Source organism: Streptomyces sp. NPDC032745, from assembly GCF_055579465.1.
Genome location: NZ_JBVING010000001.1, coordinates 151,735 through 172,013, shown reverse-complemented (window position 1 = coordinate 172,013; position 20,279 = coordinate 151,735). Strand labels below are relative to the sequence as shown.

Below are 20,279 nucleotides of genomic sequence, written 5' to 3'. Positions count from 1 at the left end.
GAACGCGGCTCACCACGGAGCGGTCATCGTCCACCGCCGCACCGACAATGACTTGTCGGCCCCGAAGCTGGGCAGCGTACGCCTCGACCGAAATTCGAGGCGTACGCTGCCCCGCTTCGACTTTCAGCAGAGGCTTTCGGGACCTGCGGCGCGGATATATCCACCGAGGGATACCCGGCGCACGGGTCATCTTGGTCGACCAGGACCGAGTCCAGCGCACGGACCGCGACTGGGATGAATTCGCGGACGCCCTGGATCTCGGCACAAGTCGGCGCTTCCACACCCCCGATGGGTCTCACCGAGGAGAGCGAGACAATCAAGACCGGCGTCATGGCGGTGGTCAACAAGGCGGAGTCCCTGAAGAAGAGGCGCCGCATTCGCGACTGACACCAGGACCGAATCCTTGACGGCCTCCCGCACAGCGGGCCGCGGCCCTTCGGCCGGGAAGAGGACCTTAAAGACCCTGCGACCCGACGAGGCGATGTTCCTGGCCCGGTCGACCGATGAACGGATCGAGGGCGGGGCCATGCTCCTGGCGAATCTGGACGAAGAAAAACCAACCGCGGCAGCGGGCCGACAGGTTGGCCCAGCCGGAAGGGCAGTGGAGCACGGCCAAGATCAGTAGCGGCTGTTCTGCCGACCGGCTCCGAAGACGGAGAAGGAGGTAAAGGCGCTGCGACGCGAACGGCACAGTTCGAGTCGGCCTCCGAGGCCGAAAGAAAAACACCGGGCGACGTAATCGAAAACGGCCGGCCGGAGGATACGGCCTCGAACAAAAGCGGAAAGCATTGTTCGAGGCATTCGCCGCAATCCAGGTGCGGCCGGGGCGGAAGGGAAACAAGACGCCCGAACCCCGAGAGACTTACTCCCATCTGGAACAAATAACCCGAGGGAGAAGTCCAGGGCTGAAATTCGCAGATTTAAGGGCCGGGGCATTCGCGAATGCCCCGGCCCTCTGCGGCTTGCCCGTCAAGCAGCGGCAGGCCGTGACCGGGGGAGGACGGTCCGCCCCCTGGCGCGGCCCGTCGCGCTCTCGACCACGACCCCGGGCGGCCCCGTCACGCCCACATCGCCCATCCGCACACCAATCACCAAGAAGCACATTTCCGGACTAGCCGTACTGACGAGCAGAACCTCGCCAATCGGTCGATACCTCACATAACGAGGAGCCCCGACTCCATGGCCCGAACGACCGCAAGGGTCCGATTTGGGCAGTTGAGCTTGGCCAAAATGATGCCGACGGTGCGTTTGACTCCATGCTCAGAGATACTCAGCGATCGAGCGACTTGCCGGTTGCTTAACCCCTCGGCAATGAGGCGCAGCACCTGGTGCTCACGTGCCGTCAGCGCAATCATCGACGCGCGCTTCGAGGTGGCGTCATCACCGGCTTGGTCGGGCGCCGTCAAGGATCTCCGCGCCAGGGTCGCCGACACATGAAATCGTCCGGCCTTCACGTCGACGAGCGCTTCACGCAGGGTCTCGGGGCGGAGATCTGCCCAGTCCAGGAAACCGTTTGCGTGATCGACCCAGGATTGTTCAACAACGTCTGCCGAATCCACCAGGATCAGTACGTCTATGTTCTGGATGTGCAGCTTTTCAGCGATCTCGCCGGGCACAGAACCCAAAGCATTGCTGTCCGAAATGACCAGCTGGCCGTTGCAGAATGTCGAGAGATCTTCGATATCCGTGATGGATCGCACTGCCAACTGGATGCCGAGCGAACGAAGCATTCCCTCGATACTGTACCGACGAATGTCGTCTTCGATTATCAGCGCTATCTCGGTCTGCAACAGGGATCGTCCAGCTTGCGGGGAAAATCGTCCGCCAGACATATCAGGTGCCAAATAATCTACCTGGCTGGTGTAGTTTTCGTGATTTCCGCTGCTCGAAACAGGCTGCCAAGTCAACCTGTTCTTCACACTGCTCATATCAGCGGTCCCCCATTACCCATATCAGCGATCCCCCGTTCTCTCGCGTTTGAATCTGGAAGGTTTCGACGCTAGATAGATGAGGATGGCACGTAGTGACGGGAACTGTCCACCACGCTCGATCGCCAAGGCACCTGTGAAGTGAAATCTTCACAAGCCCGCGGAACTGTTTGCCGCGTTCGATGACCCCGATCTGATCGCGCATGCCGGGTCTATCCCGACTATCCGGTTGGCCGAGCGGTGCGCTCTGCCCGCCCTGGTGGCCGAGAAGGTGAAACGCGTCGGCGTGGCCAACGGCGCCGGGACGGCCGCCGGCGTGAAGGCGCTGCCGATCGTGGGTGGGACGGTGGCTGGGGCGGACGGCAGGGCCCGGCGGGCGGGGCTGCTGCGACTGCCGGCCGAGCGCGACAGCGACTGTGGGCGGTCACGCAATTCCCCAGCCGTGTGGTCACGTAATTCCCCAGGGTCGGGGGCCTCGGGCTCCGCTGGCGCGCGGACGGCACAGACGTTATGGTCGATAGGTAGAACGACCGGTCTTCCTACCTCTGGGGAAGCGGTTCTCGGCCTACCGGTCGAGGCCGGCTCCAGGCGCAGAACTGCCGGTGGGTCGCCGATGCACGTCACACAGAGATCAAAGGGCGCTATGAAACCAATCCGCGTCCCGGCCCGGCCGGGTCCCCGCACGGAGCCGCGGCTTCGCGTGCTCCGGCTGGGGTCAGCTCCCGGATCGGATGAGCCGGACTGCGTTCAGCAGGGTCTGCTGCGCGGCCGTCGAGTCGTCCAGGTAGCCGGCGGCCATCGCGCCGTCGTACATCATCAGCAGCGCCCCGGCGGCCGACTCCGGGTCGGCGTGGCCGAGCTGGGTGAGCAGGTCCTCGAAGAGGGTGCGGATCCAGTTCCGGTGGGTCGTGACCAGGGCGCGGACGGGATGGTCGGCGTCGGGGTACTCGGCGGCCGCGTTCAGGAACGGCGATCCGCGAAAGCCGCGCTCGTGGGCGTGCTCGGCGATCGCCTCGAAGATGAGGTCGATCGCTTCGGCGGGCGGGTGCGCGACGGCCAGCGGTTCGGCCACCGCCTTGTAGTAGGCGTCCTTGGTCAGCAGATAGGCCACGACCAGGTCGTCCTTGGCGGCGAAGTGCCGGTAGAACGTCGCCTTGGTCACCCCGGCCTCGGCGATCAGCCGCTCCACGCCGATCGCGCGTACGCCCTCGTAGTAGAAGAGCCGCGACGCGGCCCGGACCAGGCGTTCGCGAGGCGGCAGCTCCCGGTCGATCGTGGCCGCCTGACGCGCGGCGTTGGTCGTTGTCTTCTGCCCAGTGCTGCTCACTTCCCCATTGTGCCCTCGGCCCGGCCTTGAGCGGCCTCCACCCCTGCACGGCCCACAGCAGTAGGGCCATTCACCGCTCTGTCCCGTACGGCCCGAGGAACGCGGCCGTTCATCGAAAGGCTTGAACCATGACTCGTCGTCTTGAAGGAACCGTCGCCCTGGTCACCGGAGCCTCCAGCGGCATCGGCCACGCCACCGCACTGGAGCTGGCCCGCCAGGGCGCCTCGGTGGCCCTGGTCGGACGGCGCGAGGACCGGCTCACCGCCCTCGCCGCGGAAATCTCCCAGGCGGGCGGAAAGGCCCTGGCCGTGCCCGCCGACATCACCACCGCCCCGGCCGCCGCGGAAGCCGTCGAGCGGACCGTCGAGGGGCTGGGCCGTCTGGACACCGTGGTCAACAACGCCGGGCTCATGCTGCTCGGCCCCACCCCGGGCGCGGACCTGAACGACTGGCAGCGCATGGTCGGCATCAACCTCATGGGCCTGATGTACACCTCCCACGCGGCCATCCCGCACCTGGTCAAGGCCGCCGCCGACGGCCCGCGCCAGGTCGCCGACATCGTCAACATCAGCTCGCTGAACGGCCGCACGGCCTTCGCCATGTCCGCCGTGTACAGCGCCACCAAGTTCGGCGTCGGCGGCTTCAGCGAGGCGCTGCGCCAGGAACTGGGCAAGCAGCACGTCCGCGTCTCCGTCGTCGAGCCGGGCAGCGTCGACACCGAGCTGCGCACCCACAACTCGGAGATGGTCCAGCAACTGATCGTCGCGGGGCTCGGCAACATCGAGCGGTTGCAGGGCGAGGACATCGCCGACGCCATCGGCTACATCGTCACCCGCCCCCGGCACGTGGCCGTGAACGAGCTGCTCGTACGCCCCACCGAGCAGGGCTGACCACCGTGCCCGCGGCCAACCCCGAGACGGGCAAGGGACCTTGACGGCGGCCACCGCTGTCGCGGCAGCAGCCACCACCGTCGTCCGTGGCTGCCTGGGCGGCCGCAACGGTCCGGCGCCCGCTACCGCTCACTCATCGCGCGCAAGTACGGCATCCTCGGCCGCCTCATGATTCTCGACAGCCGACTGCGCCGAGGAGCGGACGCAACGGTGGGTGTCCGTGTGCGGCTCACCCCGCAGGAGTCACGCATCGTCATCGGGGGGGTCTGAACATCGCCGGCTTGGACCGGGCCGCATGATGCCGGGTGCGGCCAGGAGCGGTGCGGCGGCGAGCAGCCCCGTGCGCGCGGGCCGGTGTCCATACCGCGCCGGGTGCGCCCGCGGCGGCGACGCGGGCGCCGAGCCGTCAGGCGGGCTGGACGGTGATCGTGCAGAGGCGCTTGGTGGCCCGGGTCAGGGCCACGTACAAGTCCCTTTCCCCACCGGGGCGGGTCGTGATGATTTCCTCGGGGTTCATGACGACGACCCCGTCGAATTCCAGGCCGCGTGCTTCGGACGCCGGCACGATGCGTGCGTGGTGAGCGATGCCCTGGGCCGTCAGCTCGCTCACCCTGGTGTCCGGGCAGATCACTCCCAGGAGCTCGCCCGGGTGCGCGGTGCTCTGGGCGCGGAGTTCCTGAACGACGGCGGTGACCAGCCCGTCCGGAGGTGTGGTCACGGTGCGGGGGCTCTCACCGCTTCGCAGTGACCGTGTGGGCTTCTGGTCCGGAGCGATCCGAGTGAGCAGGTCCCGGACGCTCTCCAGAATCTCCTGCGTGGTGCGGTAGCTGACGGTCAGGTTGTGCAGTTTGAACCGCAGTCCGACGTGGGGGCTCAGTGCTTCCTTCCAGTCGCGTGCGGTCGCGACCGGGCCCGCCTGGGCGAAGTCACCCACCAGCGTCATCGCCCTTGACGGGCAGCGGCGGACGATCATCCGCCACTGCATGGCGGTCAGTTCCTGCGCCTCGTCGACGACGACGTGCCCGTACGTCCGCTCGGGGGGGCCGTCGACCAGGCTCGCCGCCTCGTCCAGCAACGGCACATCGGCATCGGTCCACGGGTCGTCCGGACCGCGCAGCAGAAGGGACCGCTCCTGCGCGGCCAGGCGGGGCAGGTGCTCGGCGAGAGCGTCGGCGTTCGTCAGGAGCGCCTTCACGAGGTCACCGGGTACCAGCTGCGGCCACAACGCCTCGACCGCTCGGTCGACGCCGGCGTCGTCGAGGAGATCGGCTCGGATGGCGTCCAGGTCCAGCTCGTGGACCGGACCCGAGTCGGGTGCGCCTTCGACACGGCGCTGGGCGACTCCCGTGAACCGGTCGAGGTTGAGGCCCGTCATCCGTTCGGTATCGGCGTCGATCTGTTCCAGGATGTCGCCCATGTCTCGTTGCATCGCGTCGGTGACGGCGTCGACCAAGAGCTCCTTGAACACCTGGCGCGCGGGGTTGTGCCCCGGTAGGGCTGCCACGGCGGCGTCGCGTGCCGTGGCGACCTCCTCGCCGGAGAGGTGGACCAGTTCCTGTCCGACCCGCACGGTGAAGTCACCGGCGGGGGCTTGGTGGACGCGCAGCAGGCCGGCCAGGGCGTCGGCGAGGTCGGAGCTGCCCTTGAGACGCGCCGTGTCGAACGGGCCCACCCCGTCCGGGGACACCCCGGCCAGTTCCCGGCAGGTCGCCAGAACGACGTCGTTCTCCCCGAGCGAGGGAAGGACCTGGGAGATGTAGTCGAGGAACCGGGCGTTCGGGCCCACCACCAGGACGCCCTCCTCCGCGGCGCGCGGGAACGCGTACAGGACGTAGGCCGCCCGGTGCAGGGCGACCACCGTCTTGCCGGTGCCGGGCCCGCCCTGTACCACGGTCACCCCGCGGTGGGCGGAGCGGACGATCTCGTCCTGCTCGGTCTGCAGCGTCGCGACGGCCGCGTGCATCCTGCCCGTACGCCGTGCCGACAGGGCTTCGGTCAACGGGCCGTCCCCCACGACGTCCTCGTCCGTCGGGGCGGTCCCGTCCAGCAGTTCGTCGCTCACCGAGATGACCGTGCGCTCCTCGAGGCGCAGGTGCCGGCGCCGCCGCAGGTCCATCGGGTGGACCGGTGTCGCCTCGTAGAAGGGCCGCGCCGCGTTCGCGCGCCAGTCCACGAGGAGAGGCAGGTCATCCTCCTCCGTCTGCAGTCCGATCCGCCCGATGCGCAGGGCAGTGCCGTCCGTCCAGTCGATGCGCCCGAAGACCAGCCCCTTTTCGGCGCCCTCCAGCCGGCCGATCTCCTTGGCCAGACGCTCGGCGGCGATTTCTCTCTCGTATGCCTCACCGGCGCTTTCCGCCGGGGCCTTCAGCACACTCGCGCGCTGTACTCGCGCCGCGGAAATCCGCTCGGTGAGCAGCTCGTACAAGGAGGACACGTAGTCCCGCTCCGATTCGACCGCACGCAAAGCGGGATCATTCATTTTCGCCAACAGAGGGCTCCTTCGATGTTTTGCAGACGGCCCGTCACACGGTGGATCGAGGCTCGGCGCTGCGCGCCTCTTCGCGGTCCGGCTGCGGTGTCGGGGCCTTCTTCTTCCCGGCAGCAGGCAAGGTGATCAGCAGCACGGCTGCTCCGAGGAGTGCGATGGCCGCGATCCAGCCCGCGCCGACGTGCATGGCATGGATGAACGCATCGTCGGCAGCCTGAGCAAGAGAGGGCTGGTGGATGGTGGCGGCGACGTGGCGGGCCTGTTCGGCGGAGACTCGCGCCTGCTCCTGCACCGGACCGGATGCACCCTCCAGCGAAGGTTCGATCGCACTTCGGTACATGATCGACATGATCGTGCCGCCCACTGCGATCCCGATCACGCTGCCGGTCTGTCGCACGGTGTTGGTGACGGCCGATCCCGCACCGGCCTGTTCCAGCGGCAGGTCGCTGATCAACGCAGCCGTAACGGGGCCGATCACCATGCCGACCGAGAGGCCCTGCACCAACAGCAGGATCTCGATCCAGACGAGCGGGGTCTGGAGCCCGAGGAACCCGTACCCACCCATGGTCAGCGCAGCCACGGTGAGCGCCGGCACGGCGACCAGGCGAAGCGGCAGACGGCGAACCAGGCGCGAGGCAAGGGGCGCCCCCGCGAGCGCGCCGAGTGCGGTCGGGATGTTGGCCAGACCCGCCTTCATCGGCGTAAATCCGAGCGCGCCCTGCAGGTAGAACGCGTTATAGAAGGTGATGGCGGCCACGCCGAAGAGCAGCAGTCCGAGCGCCACGTTGCCGCCGCCGAACGCGCGTTGCGCGAACACTCGCGGATCAAAGCTGGGCACCTTGAGGCGCAGTTCGACGAGTACGAAAACGGCCAGCAGAACCAGACCGGCGACGATCGGCGCCCAAACGTCGGTACGACTCCACTCCGCCACCTGCCCCGCCCGGATCAGCCCGTAGGCCAATGCCACGAGCCCACTGATCGACAGCAACATTCCAGCGGGGTCCAGTGGCCGCGGAGTGGGGCTGCGGAAATTCGGAACCAGCACGGCAAGCCCGACGAATGCCAATGCCGCGACCGGAACATTGATCAGAAAGACCGAGCCCCACCAGAAGTGATCGAGCAGGAATCCGGCCAGCACCGGGCCGGCAGCCATTCCGACACCGGCCGAGGTCGAGAAAATGCCGATCGCGGCAGCCCGCGCGGGGCCGGTGAAGGTCCACATGAGGATGGCCATCATGGCGGGCGTGATCAGCGCGCTGCCCACGCCCATCGCGGCTCGAGCTGCAATCAGCTGGGCCGCACCGCTTGCGTACGCCGCCCACAGCGAGGACGCGGCGAAGATCACCAGCCCACTGGAGAACACGGTCCGGTGGCCGAACCGATCGCCCAGTGCGCCAGCAGTGAACATCAATGTGGCGAAGGCCAGGGTGTACGCACCGGTCGCCCATTGCAGCTGACCGGGATCGGCTCCCAGTCCACGGACCGGGTCCGCAAGGGTCTCCAGCGTGGTACTCAGGACGGTGTTTTCTATCCAGATCAGCAGCGAACACAGCATGAGAATGGAAAGAATTAACTGCTGCCTGGGCTTCGGCAATGCGGGAGGCACGGTCATGAACACCTTCGGATATCGATGGGCGGAGACTTGGCCGATGGGAATATAGGCAACCTCCACAACGCTGTCAAGCTGGGATTTTCTCGCCAAAACCGTTGCGACCGGACGGACTGTATGCCTCTGCTGGATTTGCAGACCGAGCAGATTTGTGCCTCTGGCGGATTTGTGAGTTGAGGATTTCACTTCCGGATGGTTGCGACTGAGCGGATTTCATGTCTCCAGAGCTTTCGCACCGTGTCGCCCGTGGCGTCTCGGGCAAGCATGCCGCGTTCGCGCAGTTTGTCCAGCACGGTCGTACGGTTGCGCGTCCGGCACCGGGCGCCGCGGGACACCGCCGGAGCAGCGGAACTCGATCGGCCTTCCTCAACCCGGGCAGCGGCATGCTCTTGGGAAAATCGACCGATTCTCCAGGAAGGCTCCGGTTCGGGCTTGGCCCGCCGCATGACCGGCGTCAGCGTCCCGCTGGGGGTTCGTGACCACAGGGGTGCGGAATTGACTGACGCCGATCATGCGGATCGTGGGGAATTCGGGGAATTACGGTTCGGATATCAGTGGCCGCTGAGCGAATCGAGCCAGCGCCGCAGGTGCACGGCGGTCTCTGCCACCTGTTCCTCGATGATCGAGAAGTGATCTGCCTCGATGTACTCGGCCGGTCCACGGTGCTGCCAGTCGGGGACGGGGTCGACGTCCCCGAAGCTGCTCAGCGTCACGGTGGCCCGCAGATTCAGCGTCGGTGCGGCGATCGGCTCGGCCTCGCGCTCGGGGTATATCCGCACGTAGCCGCCCATGGAGACCAGGCCCTGGTCGTCGACGGGGGTCAGTGCGTTGTCCCGGGACAGGATCTGCCCCAGCGCGTTGGTGAGCACGAGGCGGTTGAGTTCGTGCTCTTCCGGGGAGTAGGTGTCGATCATCGCGACGCCCGCGAGCTCAGCGCCGTCGTCCTCGAGCCGCCGGGCGACCGCATGGGCGATCGCACCACCGGCCGAATAGCCGATGAGCGCCACCGGGCCTCGCTCGAGTTCCGACGCGACGGCCGCGGCGAGGCTCCCGATCGCCGCCGCCCATGTCGCCGGCAGGTCGTCGCCCGCCCGCATACCGGGCAGCCGCAACGCACTGACCTGCCGCTCGCCGCCCAGTTCGCGAGCCAGCCGGGCGAACTGGTGCGGGCCCGATCCCGCCAGGAACGAGGGGATGCACATCAGTGCCGGTGCCGCGGCGCCGCGCGCCAGGAGCTGCGACGCAGCCGGGCGCTGTACTGCGGCCTCGTCGGCGGAGTAGGTGGTCATCAGGGCCGAGCTCGCGATCAGCAGGGGCATCGCCCCTGCCAGATCACCGCGGCGATGCGCCGCCGACACCAGGTCGGTGATCGTGCCGCGCACGCCGGCCGGTGCCTGCTCGACCACGCCGGTGTCGGATTCCTCGATCCGCGATCCCACCAGCTTCGCCACATCGGCGGCGGTCGGGTGGTCGAAGACCAGCGTCGACGGCAACGTCAGCCCGGTCAGCTGTGCGAGCCGGTTCCGGAATTCGACGGCACCGAGGGAGTCGAAACCGAGCTCGGTGAACGGCGCGTGCGGGTCGATCGCGTCGCCGGACAGGTGGCCGAGGACCGCCGAGGCGACGTTGCGCACCTCTCGCAGGATCACACCGTCACGGTCGGCGTCGGGCAGTGCGGCCAGCTGCCGCGCCAGGCTGACACCGGTGCTCGCGGCGGCCTGGGGAACCCGGACCATGCCGCGCAGGACCGCGGGCAGTGTGCCGCCGCGCGCCAGGTCGGTGAGCGCCGCCGTGTCCAGCAGTGCCGTCACCGGTGTCGCCCGATCGGTCGCGAGTGCGTTGTCGAACAGCGCCGTCCCGGACTCCGGGTCGATCGGGACCAGGCCCAGCCTGGCCCGGATCTGGCGGGCGTACTGCTCGGCGCCGTCCCCGCTGAGTACCCCTGCCATGCCGACGGTCCACAGTCCCCAGGCCAGCGAGTGCGCGGGCAGGCCCGCGCTGCGCCGCACGCGTGCCAGCGCGTCCAGCGCGCTGTTCGCGGCGGCGTAGTTGCCCTGTCCTTGCCCGCCGAGCAACGGCGCAGCGGACGAGAACAGTACGAACGCCGACAGATCCAGGTCGCGGGTCAGCTCGTGCAGGTGCAGTGCCGCGTCGACCTTCGGTGCCAGCACCCGTGTCGTCTGCGCGGCGGTGAGGGTGTCGATCGTGCCGTCGTCCAGAACGCCCGCCGCGTGGATGACGGCGGTCAGCGGGGCGTCGGTGTCGATGTCGGCCAGCAGGGCTTGGACGGCGGTGCGTTCGGTGACGTCGCACGCCACGACCCGGACGTGGGCGCCGAGGCCGGTCAGCTCGGCGACCAGTTCGGCGGCGCCGTCCGCGGCGGCACCGCGCCGCGACGTCAGCAGCAGTCGTCGTGCGCCGTGCGCTGCGACCAGGTGCCGGGCGACGATCGCGCCGATGCCGCCGGTGCCGCCGGTGATGAGCACCGTGCCGTGGTCGAACGACAGTGGCGCGCCCGGTTCGGTGGCGGACAGCGGCTGCAGTCGCGGTGCCAGGAGCCGCCCCCCTCGAACGGCCACGTGCGGTTCGTCCTGGGCCACGGCATCGGCGAGCGACGTGATCGGCAGGGCGTCGCTGTCGTGGTCGATGAGCAGGAACCGGCCCGGGTGCTCGGACTGTGCGCTGCGCACCAGGCCCGCCACGGCGGCTCCGACCAGATCGGGTTCCTCGCCGGGCAGTCCGGCGGCCGCGTGCGTCACGATCGCGAGCCGGCCGGGGTGCTCGGCGCCTATCCAGCCCTGCAGCAGTGCGAGCGTCGCCAGCACGCCGGCGTGTACGTCCGCCGCGCCGGCACCGGTTCCGCGGGGCGCCGACCACACCACCGTGTCGGGAACATCCCGCAGCACGGCGAGTTCCGCGAGATCGGCACAGCGTGTCGGGGGCTCGGGGGCCTCGATGGTCCCCGGGTCGCCGAGCACGACGACGCGTCCGGCGTCCGCCTTGGAGGCGGCAGGCACGGCGACCCACTCGAGGTCGAACAGCGGTGCCGCGCCGCGCAGCCGGGCCAGCTCCCGCTGCTCGATCGGGCGGGTCCGCACCGACTCCATGCTCAGCACGAGGGCACCGGTCGCGTCGACCGCCTCCACGCACAAGGTGTCCGGTGCGGTGCGGGCGATGCGGACGCGCAAGGCACCCACGCCGGACTGTGCCAGCTGAACGCCGTCGAAGGCGAAAGGCAGTGGCACCCGGCCGTCGGGCCCGCCCTCGGCGAGAGGATCGACAGCCGCGTGGAACACCGCGTCCAGCAGTGCCGGATGCAGTCCGAAGGCGGTGGCGCGCGCTGCGGTGGCGGTGTCGAGCGCCAGGTCGGCGAACACCTCCTCCCCGCGCGACCACGCGGCGCGAACACCCTGGAACACCGGGCCGTACCCCAAGCCGAGGTCGCCGAGTGCGCGGTACACCTGCTGCCCGTCGACCGGATCGCCCGCAACCGGAGGCCACACCTGGGACCAGCCCGGCGCCGCGGTCGGCGCGGCGGGCGTGAGCAGGCCGCGGGCGTGCAGCACCCAGGCGTCGGCGGCGCGGGCGTGGACGGCCACGGTCCGGTTCCCGTCGGCGTCGGGTTCACCCACAGCGAGCTGAATGTCCGCGGCACCGTCGGGCGTGAGAACCAGCGGCGCCGCGAGCACCAGTTCCGCCAGGCGCGGCACGCCGAGCCGGGCACCGGCGGCCAGAGCCAGTTCCACGAATCCGGCGCCCGGCATCAAGACCGCGCCGAAGACGGCGTGGTCGGCGAGCCATGGGTGCGTGCGCAGCGAGAGCCTGCCGGTGAACAGCCACTCGTCCTTGCCGGCGAGCTGTACCTGGGCGTGCAGCAGCGGGTGGTCGACGGAGTCGGCACCGGCGAGCGGCGCAGCGGCCTCCGCGGGCAGCAGCCAGAATCGTTCGTGCTGGAAGGGATAGGTGGGCAACGTGATCCGTGCCTGCGGTCGGGCTCCGAAGTAGGCCGCCCACCGCACCGGCCGGCCCGCACAGTGCGCGGTTGCCAGCGCGGCGACCAGCTGCTCGGGTTCGGCGACCGTGCGACGGGATCCCGCGACCACCGACGTGCGCGCTGCGAGGTCTGCCGGCAGAGCGGCGCGGGTCATGGTCGTCAGCACCGCGTCCGGGCCCAGCTCGACGAACAGGCGTACACCCGAATCGAGCAGTGACTGCACCGCCGGGGCGAAGCGCACTGCCTCGCGCACCTGCCGTACCCAGTACTCGGGCGTACCCAGCGCATCGCCGGCGAAGGCGCCGGAGACCGTGGAGCACAGAGGTATGCGCGGCTCGTGGTACGTCAGGCCCGCGGCGGTCTCCGCGAACTCGGTCAGCATCGGATCCATCAAGGCGGAGTGGAACGCGTGGCTCACCCGCAGCCTGCTGGTCTTGACGCCCTCGCCCACCAGCCTCGACTCCAGCGCCGATATCGCCTCGGTGCTTCCGGAGAAGACCACCGCGTCGGGAGCGTTCACAGCGGCCAGCGAGACCGCGCCGGCGGCCGGATCGGCATGACCCGCCGCCAGCAGCTCCACGGCCCGCCCCTCCGGCACCCCGGCGGCCAGCATGCTCCCGCCCGCCGGCAGCGCCCCCATCAACCGGCCCCGGGCCGCGACGAGACGGCACGCGTCCGGCAACGACCACACACCGGCCACGTACGCCGCGGCCAGCTCGCCGATCGAATGCCCGGCCACCACGTCCGGCGTCACGCCCAACGACTCGACGAGGCGGTACATCGCCACCTCGAACGCGAACAACGCGGGCTGGGCGTACTCGGTGCGGTCCAGCAGGGTCCCGGCGGTCGCGCCGCTCCCGGCGGCCGGCGCGTCGGGCCCGCTCGCCTCCTGCCCGGTGCCGGTGTGCTGCGCGCCGAACATCACGTCCCGCAGCGAATGCCCCAGGTGTGCGTCGAATTGCGCGCACACCTCGTCGAGCGCGTCGGCGAAGGCCGGGAACGCCCGGTACAGCCCGGCGCCCATCCCGATCCGCTGCGCGCCCTGACCGGTGAACAGGAACGCTGTCGTGCCCGTCCGGCCGGCGATGCCCGGTCCCGGCTCGTCGGCTGCCAGGCGCGCCAGGGCCGCCAGCAGCGTCTCCCGGTCCGGGCCCACGACGGCGGCGCGCTGCTCGAGCTGCGCGCGGTGCAGCGCCAGCGTCACCGCGACGTCGGTCAGGTCGAGCTCCGGACGTTCGTGCAGCGCGTCGTGCAGACGGCGCGCCTGGCTCCGCAGCGCGTCGGGCGTCCGCGCGGACAGCAGCAACGGCAAGGCCGCCGGGCGCGGTGGACCGGCCGGCCGCGGCGGGACCGCGGGCGCCTCTTCGAGGATCACGTGCGCGTTGGTCCCGCTGATCCCGAACGACGACACTCCCGCCCGGCGCGGACGGTCCCCGGCCGGCCACGGCTCGGCCTCGGTCAGGATCTGCACCGCGCCCGCCGACCACTCCACGTGCGGCGACGGCGCGTCGACGTGCAAGGTGGGCGGCAACACCTCGTGCCGCAGCGCCTGCACCATCTTGATCACACCGCCGACACCGGCAGCCGCCTGCGTGTGCCCGATGTTCGACTTCAACGACCCGATCCGCAGCGGCTCGGCGCGATCCTGTCCGTAGGCGTTGATCAGCGCCTGCGCCTCGATCGGGTCACCCAGCGTGGTGCCGGTGCCGTGCGCCTCCACCGCGTCCACCTCGGCCGCGGTCACCCCCGCGTTGACCAGTGCCTGCGCGATCACCCGCTCCTGGGAGGGACCGTTCGGCGCGGTCAGGCCGTTGCTCGCGCCGTCCTGGTTGATCGCGCTGCCGCGGATCACGGCCAGCACCGGGCGCCCGTTGCGCTGCGCGTCGGACAACCGCTCCAGGGCGAGCACGCCGACGCCCTCGGCCCACGAGACACCGTCCGCGGCGCTCGAGAACGCCTTGCTGCGCCCGTCCGGTGACAGCGCGCGCTGCCGGGAGAACTCCAGGAACAGCAGCGGGGTCGACATGACCGTCACCCCGCTGGCCAGGACCAGCGACGTCTCCCCGGCGCGCAGTGCCTGCACCGCCAGGTGCAGGGCCACCAGCGACGACGAGCACGCCGTGTCCACCGTCACCGCGGGTCCTTCCAGACCGAGGGCGTAGGAGACCCGGCCGGAGACGACGCTGCCGGCCGCTCCGGTCGCCAGATAGCCTTCCGCGGCGCCGTCGGCGGCCTCGCGGGCGTTGTAGCCGTAGTCCTGGTACATGACGCCCGCGTACACCCCGGTATCGCTGCCCCGCAGTGAGGTCGGATCGATACCGGCGTCCTCGAGCGCTTCCCAGGACGCCTCGAGCAGCAGCCGCTGCTGCGGGTCCATCGCCGCTGCCTCACGGGGTCCGATGCCGAAGAAGGCAGCATCGAAATCACCTGCGGCGTGCAGGAATCCGCCTTCCCGGGTGTAGATCTTGCCCGGCTTGCCGGGCTCGGTGTCGTACAGGTTCTCCAGGTCCCAGCCGCGGTCGCCCGGGACCGGGGTGATCGCGTCGACGCGCCCGTCGATCAGTTCCCAGAGCTGGTCGGGATTCTCGACGCCGCCGGGATACCGGCAGCTCATGCCGACGATCGCGATCGGCTCGTCGGCCCCGGCCCCGGCCCTGGCACTGGTCGAGGCGCGGCGCGGTCGCGCCGGCTCCGAACCGTCGACCCTGGTTCGCAGGAAGCCCGCGACAGCGGCGGCGGTCGGATAGTCGAACACCAGCGTGGACGGAAGCTGAACACCTGTGGCGGCGGTCACCCGGTTGCGGAACTCGACTCCGCCGAGCGAGTCGAAGCCCAGATCTGTGAACGGTGTCTCGGGGTCGATGGCGTCGGCCGACTCGTGGCCGAGGACCGCGGCGGCGATCGCGCGGACCTCGTTGCGGATCAGCGCCTCCCACTGATCGGCGGGGGCGTCGAGCAACCGCTGGCGCAACGGGCTGTCGGCGACCTGGCCGCGCGGCGGTACGTGGATCAGGCCGCGCAGCAGCGCGGGCAGCGTGCCGAGCCGGCCCAGCGCGGTGAGGGCGGGTGTGTCGAGCAGCGCGGTCATCAGCATCGGTTCGCCGGTGGTCAACGCGTTGTCGAACATCTGCATGCCGGTGTCCGGCTCGATCGGGGACAGACCGAGACGCGTGCGGATCTGACGCACCAGGTGTTCGGCACCCGGGTCGTTCAATGCCTCGGCCATGCCGCGCTTCCACAGCCCCCAGGCCAGCGAATGCGCGGGCAGACCGGCGCTGCGGCGCGCCTGGGCGAGCGCGTCCATCGCCGCGTTCGCGGCCGCGTAGTTGCCCTGGCCCTGCCCGCCGAGCAGCGGCCCGGCGGAGGAGAACAGCACGAACGCCGACAGGTCCATGTCGCGGGTGAGCTCGTGCAGGTGCCAGGCGGCATCGACCTTCGGGGCGAGCACCCGGTCCACCTGCTCGGCGGTGAGGGTTTCGATGGTGCCGTCGTCGACCACGCCCGCGGTGTGCACGACAGCGGTCACCGGTTCGTGCGCCGGTACGGATTCCAGCAGCGCCGCGACCGCGGCGCGATCGCTGACGTCGCACGCGGCAACGCGTACGTCGGCGCCCAGCGCGGTCAGCTCGGTGACCAGCTCCTCGACACCCGGCGCGTCGAAGCCGCGGCGCGAGGCGAGCAACAGGCTGCGCACCCCGTGCCGGGTGACCAGGTGGCGTGCGGTGACGGCGCCCAGTCCGCCTGCGCCGCCGGTGATCAGGACCGTGCCGTCACCGAAGTGCCCGCCGGCCGGTTCGAGGGTGGTCGCACGGATCAGCCGCGGTGCCAGCGTGGCGCCGCCGCGGACCGCGAGCTGTGGTTCGTCCGCGGCGACCGCGGCGGCGATCCGCCGGTGCAGGTCCGCGAGGTCGTCGTCGTCGAGGTCGACCTGCACGAGGCGCCCCGGGTATTCCGATTGCGCACTGCGTACCAGGCCGCGGACGGCCGCTGCCGCGGGGTCCGGCGTCTCACCGGGCAGACCTGCCCCGTTGCGGGTCAGCACGATCAGCGTCGAGTCGGCGCAGCCCGGTTCGGTGAGCCAGTCGCGCAGCACCGCGAGGGCGTGGTGCACGGCGGTGCGGATCGCCGCGGGGACGTCGTCGCCGTCCGCCGACGCCGTTTCGGGCGACCAGACGACAGCCGCGCCGGTGTGGCCCCCGGCCGTCGCGAACGCCGCGACGTCCTCGAACGTCTCGGCGCAGCCTGCGACGGGTCGGCCCAGTGCGACCAGCTGCCGGTCCGGCACCGCAGGCGCCGTCACCGGCGTCCAGTCGACGGCGTAGAGCGGGCTGCGGGCACCGGCGAGAGCGGTCGCGTCCGCGGGGCGGGCGAGCACGGCGTCGATCGACAGCACCGCGGCGCCGGTGGCGTCGCAGGCGTCGATGCGTACCTTCTCGGAACCCGAACGGATGATGCGGGCGCGGACCGCGGTGGCGCCGTGCCGGAACACACGGACGCCGTTGAAGGAGAACGGAAGCGGCAGCCTGCCGTCGGGGAGGTCGTCGGCGAGCACGTCGATGGCAGCGTGGAAGGTCGCGTCCAGGAGCGCCGGGTGCACCCCGAAGCCCGCCGCCCGGCCCGCTGCCGCCTCGTCCAGGGACACCTCGGCGAACACGTCGTCACCACTGGTCCAGGCGGCGCGCACGTCCTGGAAGCTCGGGCCGTAGCCGAATCCCAGGTCGGCGAGCCGGTCGTACAGACGCGTTCCGTCGGCCGGCGTGCCGTCGGCCGGCGGCCAGTCGGGGTCGGTCCAGGCCGGCGTCACGCCGTCGGCGGGGGCGAGGGTGCCGGTGGCGTGCAGCGTCCAGTCCGGCTCGCCCGGGTCGGACCCCGTGGTGCCGGTGACGGCACGCGAGTGGATCGACAGGCGCCGACGGCCGGTGTGGTCGGGCTCGGTCACCGAGACCTGCACGTCCACGGCAGCGGCACCCTCGAACAGCAGCGGCGTCTCCAGGACGAGTTCGTCCACGACGGGCAGTTCCAGGCGGCGCCCCGCGGCCAGCGCGAGATCCACGAACCCGGTGCCGGGCAGAAGCACCGCCCCGAAGGCCGTGTGGTCGGCGATCCACGGCTGGTCGGTGGTGGAGAGCCTGCCGCTGAACAGCCATTCGTCGCGACCGGCGAGCGGCGCGGCGACGCGCAGCATCGGATGGTCGAGCGTGGAGAGACCGGCGCGGCCCATGTCACCGAGCGCGTCGTCGTCGGGCTGCACCCAGTAACGGCGCTGCTGGAAAGCGTAGACGGGCAGGTCGAGGTGGGTGGCCGGCCTTCCTGGTGACAGCAGCGCCCAGTCGACGGTCATGCCCGAGCAGTGGGCGGCGGCGAGCAATCGCAGGAACTGGCCGACCTCGTCGACGCCGCGCCGTGACCCCGCCGCGACCAGCGAGCGGGACGCCACCTCGTCGGTCAGTGTCTGGCGGGTCAGCGCCGCCAGCACCGCGTCCGGACCCACCTCGACGAACCGGCGCACGCCCGCGTCGACGAGTGACTGCACCGCCGGGGCGAACCGCACGGCCTCGCGCACCTGCCGCACCCAGTACTGCGGCGTCAGCAGCTCGGGGCCGGCCGGCTCCCCGGACACCGTGGAGCACACACCCATGCGTGGCGTCCGGTACGCCACCGATCCGGCGACCTGCTCGTACTCGGCAAGCATCGGCTCCATCAACGCCGAGTGGAAGGCGTGACTGACCGTCAGGCGGGTCGTCTTCACACCTTCGCCCGCCAGCTGGTCCTCCAGCGCGACGATCGCCGCCGTCTCGCCCGAGAACACCACCGCCGCGGGCGCGTTCACGGCCGCCAACGAGACCGTCCCGGCCGCGAGCAGTTCCCGCGCCCGCTCCTCCGACACCGCGGCGGCGAGCATCGCCCCGTCGGTCGGCAGCGCGCCCATCAGCCGACCGCGGGCGGCAACGAGCCGGCACGCGTCGGCCAGCGACCACACCTCGGCCACATAGGCCGCGGCCAGCTCACCGATCGAATGCCCGACCACCACGTCCGGGGTCACGCCGAACGACTCCAGGAGGCGGTACAGCGCCACCTCGAACGCGAACAGCGCAGGCTGCGTGAGTTCCGTCCGGTCGAGCAGGGCCTTGCGCTCGGTGTCGCCGACGCCGTTCCCGGCACCACCGGTCCCGCCGGACATGACCTCGCGCAGCGATACCCCCAGCAGGGCGTCGAATTCCGCGCACACCTCGTCGAGGGCGGCGGCGAACACGGGGAACGCGGCGGCCAGCCCCGCGCCCATACCGAGACGTTGCGCGCCCTGACCGGTGAACAGGAAGGCCGTCTCGCCGGTGGCGGCGACACCCGACACCACGTGCGGGGACGCCGAACCCGCGGCCAGGGCCGTGAGGCCGGCGAGCAGACCGGCCCGGTCGGCGCCGAGCACCGCGCCGCGCCGGCCCAGCTGAGCGCGTGCGGTGGTCAGGACGGCGGCGACATCGGCGTCATCCGCCTCGGGGTGGTCGGCGAGCCAGGCCAGCAGCCGGCTCGCCTGTGCCTGCAGCGCGGTCTCCGACTTGGCCGAGAGCAACCACGGTGCCGGCAGCGCCGGTCGGCCCGGCTCCGGCTGTCGTACGGCAGCGTCCGGTCCTGCCACCGGTTCGGCAGCAGGCTCGCGCGGCGCCTCTTCGAGGATCACGTGAGCGTTGGTCCCGCTGATCCCGAAGGACGACACGCCCGTACGACGCGGACGATCGAGCTCCGGCCACTGCCGGGCCTGCGTCAGCAGTTTCACCGTGCCCGCCGACCAGTCGACCTCGGGGGTCGGCTCGTCCACGTGCAGGGTCGAGGGCATGACCCCCTTGCGCATCGCCATGACCATCTTGATCACGCCCGCGGCACCCGCCGCGGCCTGCGTGTGACCGATGTTCGACTTGAGGGAACCCAGCCACAACGGGTTGTCGTCCCCGCGGGCCTGGCCGTAGGCGGACAGCAGCGCCTGCGCCTCGATCGGATCACCCAGCCGCGTACCCGTACCGTGCGCCTCCACCGCGTCCACCTCGGACGCCGACAGCCGCGCGTTGGCCAGCGCGGCCCGGATGACCCGCTCCTGCGAAGGCCCGTTCGGCGCGGTCAGCTGGCTGCTCGCACCGTCCTGGTTCACCGCGGAACCACGGATCACCGCCAGCACCCGGTGCCCGTTGCGCTCCGCGTCCGACAGCCGCTCCAGCACCAGCACGCCCACGCCCTCGGCCCAGCCCGTGCCGTCCGCCGACGACGAGAACGCCTTGCACCGCCCGTCCGGCGACAGCCCGCGCTGCCGGGAGAACTCCACGAACGTGCCCGGTGTCGCCATCACCGTCACACCACCGGCGAGCGCCATCGAGCACTCACCCTGACGCAGCGACTGAGCGGCGAGGTGGAGCGCGACGAGCGAGGAGGAACACGCGGTGTCGACCGTCACCGCAGGCCCCTCCAGGCCGAAGGTGTAGGACAGACGACCCGACGCGACGCTGCCCGCGCTTCCGGTCAGCAGGTAGCCCTCGAAGACCTCGGGCGCCTGGGGGATCCGGGAGCCGTAGTCGTCGTACATGACGCCCATGTACACCCCGGTACGGGTGCCCCTCAGCGCGGTCGGGGCGATGCCCGCGTGTTCGAAGGCCTCCCAGCCCGTCTCCAGCAGCAAGCGCTGCTGGGGATCCATCGCCGCCGCCTCGCGAGGACTGATGCCGAAGAACTCGGCGTCGAACCGGTCCGCCTCGTGCAGGAAGCCGCCTTCGCGGGCGTACGAGGTCCCGAGGTGGTCGGGGTCCGGGTGGTACAGGTTTTCCAGGTTCCAGCCGCGGCCCTCCGGGAAGGGACCGACCGCGTCGCGTTCGGCGCTCAGCAGCTCCCACAGGTCATCCGGGGAGGCGATACCGCCCGGGAGTCGGCACGCCATGCCCACGATCGCGATCGGCTCGTGTGCGCGCTCCTCCAGATCCTGCACACGCTGACGGCTCTCCCGCAGGTCGACCGTTGCCCGCTTGAGGTAGTCGCGAAGTTTCTGCTCGTTGTTCATGT

Annotated in this window: 6 protein-coding genes; 1 reads left to right on the top strand and 5 read right to left on the bottom strand. The window is 70.6% G+C overall.

Annotation, left to right across the window (positions count from 1 at the left end; all coding sequences use genetic code 11):
* Positions 1-1,154 precede the first annotated feature (1,154 nt).
* Together ACZ5WG_RS00695 and ACZ5WG_RS00690 are read right to left on the bottom strand one after the other, a co-directional pair.
* Positions 1,155-1,928, bottom strand: a complete 774-nt coding sequence (locus ACZ5WG_RS00695; RefSeq protein WP_468719636.1) for a helix-turn-helix transcriptional regulator — start codon at positions 1,926-1,928, stop codon at positions 1,155-1,157.
* A 715-nt stretch (positions 1,929-2,643) separates the two neighbouring features.
* Positions 2,644-3,255, bottom strand: coding sequence for a TetR/AcrR family transcriptional regulator (locus tag ACZ5WG_RS00690; protein ID WP_468719635.1), 612 nt, complete (start codon positions 3,253-3,255; stop codon positions 2,644-2,646).
* A 128-nt stretch (positions 3,256-3,383) separates the two neighbouring features.
* Between ACZ5WG_RS00690 and ACZ5WG_RS00685 the strand changes: the two genes are divergently transcribed.
* A complete protein-coding gene (locus ACZ5WG_RS00685) occupies positions 3,384-4,145 on the top strand; it encodes an SDR family NAD(P)-dependent oxidoreductase (protein ID WP_468719634.1) in 762 nt (253 codons plus the stop codon).
* Positions 4,146-4,551: 406 nt separating this feature from the next.
* On the opposite strand, the gene ACZ5WG_RS00680 is transcribed toward ACZ5WG_RS00685, so the two are convergent.
* The 3 genes from ACZ5WG_RS00680 to ACZ5WG_RS00670 form a co-directional block, all read right to left on the bottom strand.
* Positions 4,552-6,624 (bottom strand): HelD family protein, encoded by a 2,073-nt coding sequence (locus ACZ5WG_RS00680; RefSeq protein ID WP_468720469.1) that lies wholly within the window; start codon positions 6,622-6,624, stop codon positions 4,552-4,554.
* Between the two features lie 43 nt (positions 6,625-6,667).
* The gene (locus tag ACZ5WG_RS00675; RefSeq protein WP_468719633.1) at positions 6,668-8,428 is read right to left on the bottom strand and encodes an MFS transporter; all 1,761 of its coding nucleotides are present in this window, start codon (positions 8,426-8,428) and stop codon (positions 6,668-6,670) included.
* A gap of 365 nt (positions 8,429-8,793) precedes the next feature.
* On the bottom strand, positions 8,794-20,277 hold the full coding sequence (locus ACZ5WG_RS00670) for a type I polyketide synthase (protein WP_468719631.1): 11,484 nt from the start codon (positions 20,275-20,277) through the stop codon (positions 8,794-8,796).
* Positions 20,278-20,279 lie beyond the last annotated feature (2 nt).

Bases quoted from the DNA above. Each gene is read 5' to 3' on its own strand.
- ACZ5WG_RS00685 (WP_468719634.1), top strand. From the start codon at position 3,384: ATGACTCGTCGTCTTGAAGGAACCGTCGCCCTGGTCACCGGAGCCTCC.
- ACZ5WG_RS00670 (WP_468719631.1), bottom strand. From the start codon at position 20,277: ATGAACAACGAGCAGAAACTTCGCGACTACCTCAAGCGGGCAACGGTC.
- ACZ5WG_RS00680 (WP_468720469.1), bottom strand. From the start codon at position 6,624: ATGAATGATCCCGCTTTGCGTGCGGTCGAATCGGAGCGGGACTACGTG.
- ACZ5WG_RS00695 (WP_468719636.1), bottom strand. From the start codon at position 1,928: ATGAGCAGTGTGAAGAACAGGTTGACTTGGCAGCCTGTTTCGAGCAGC.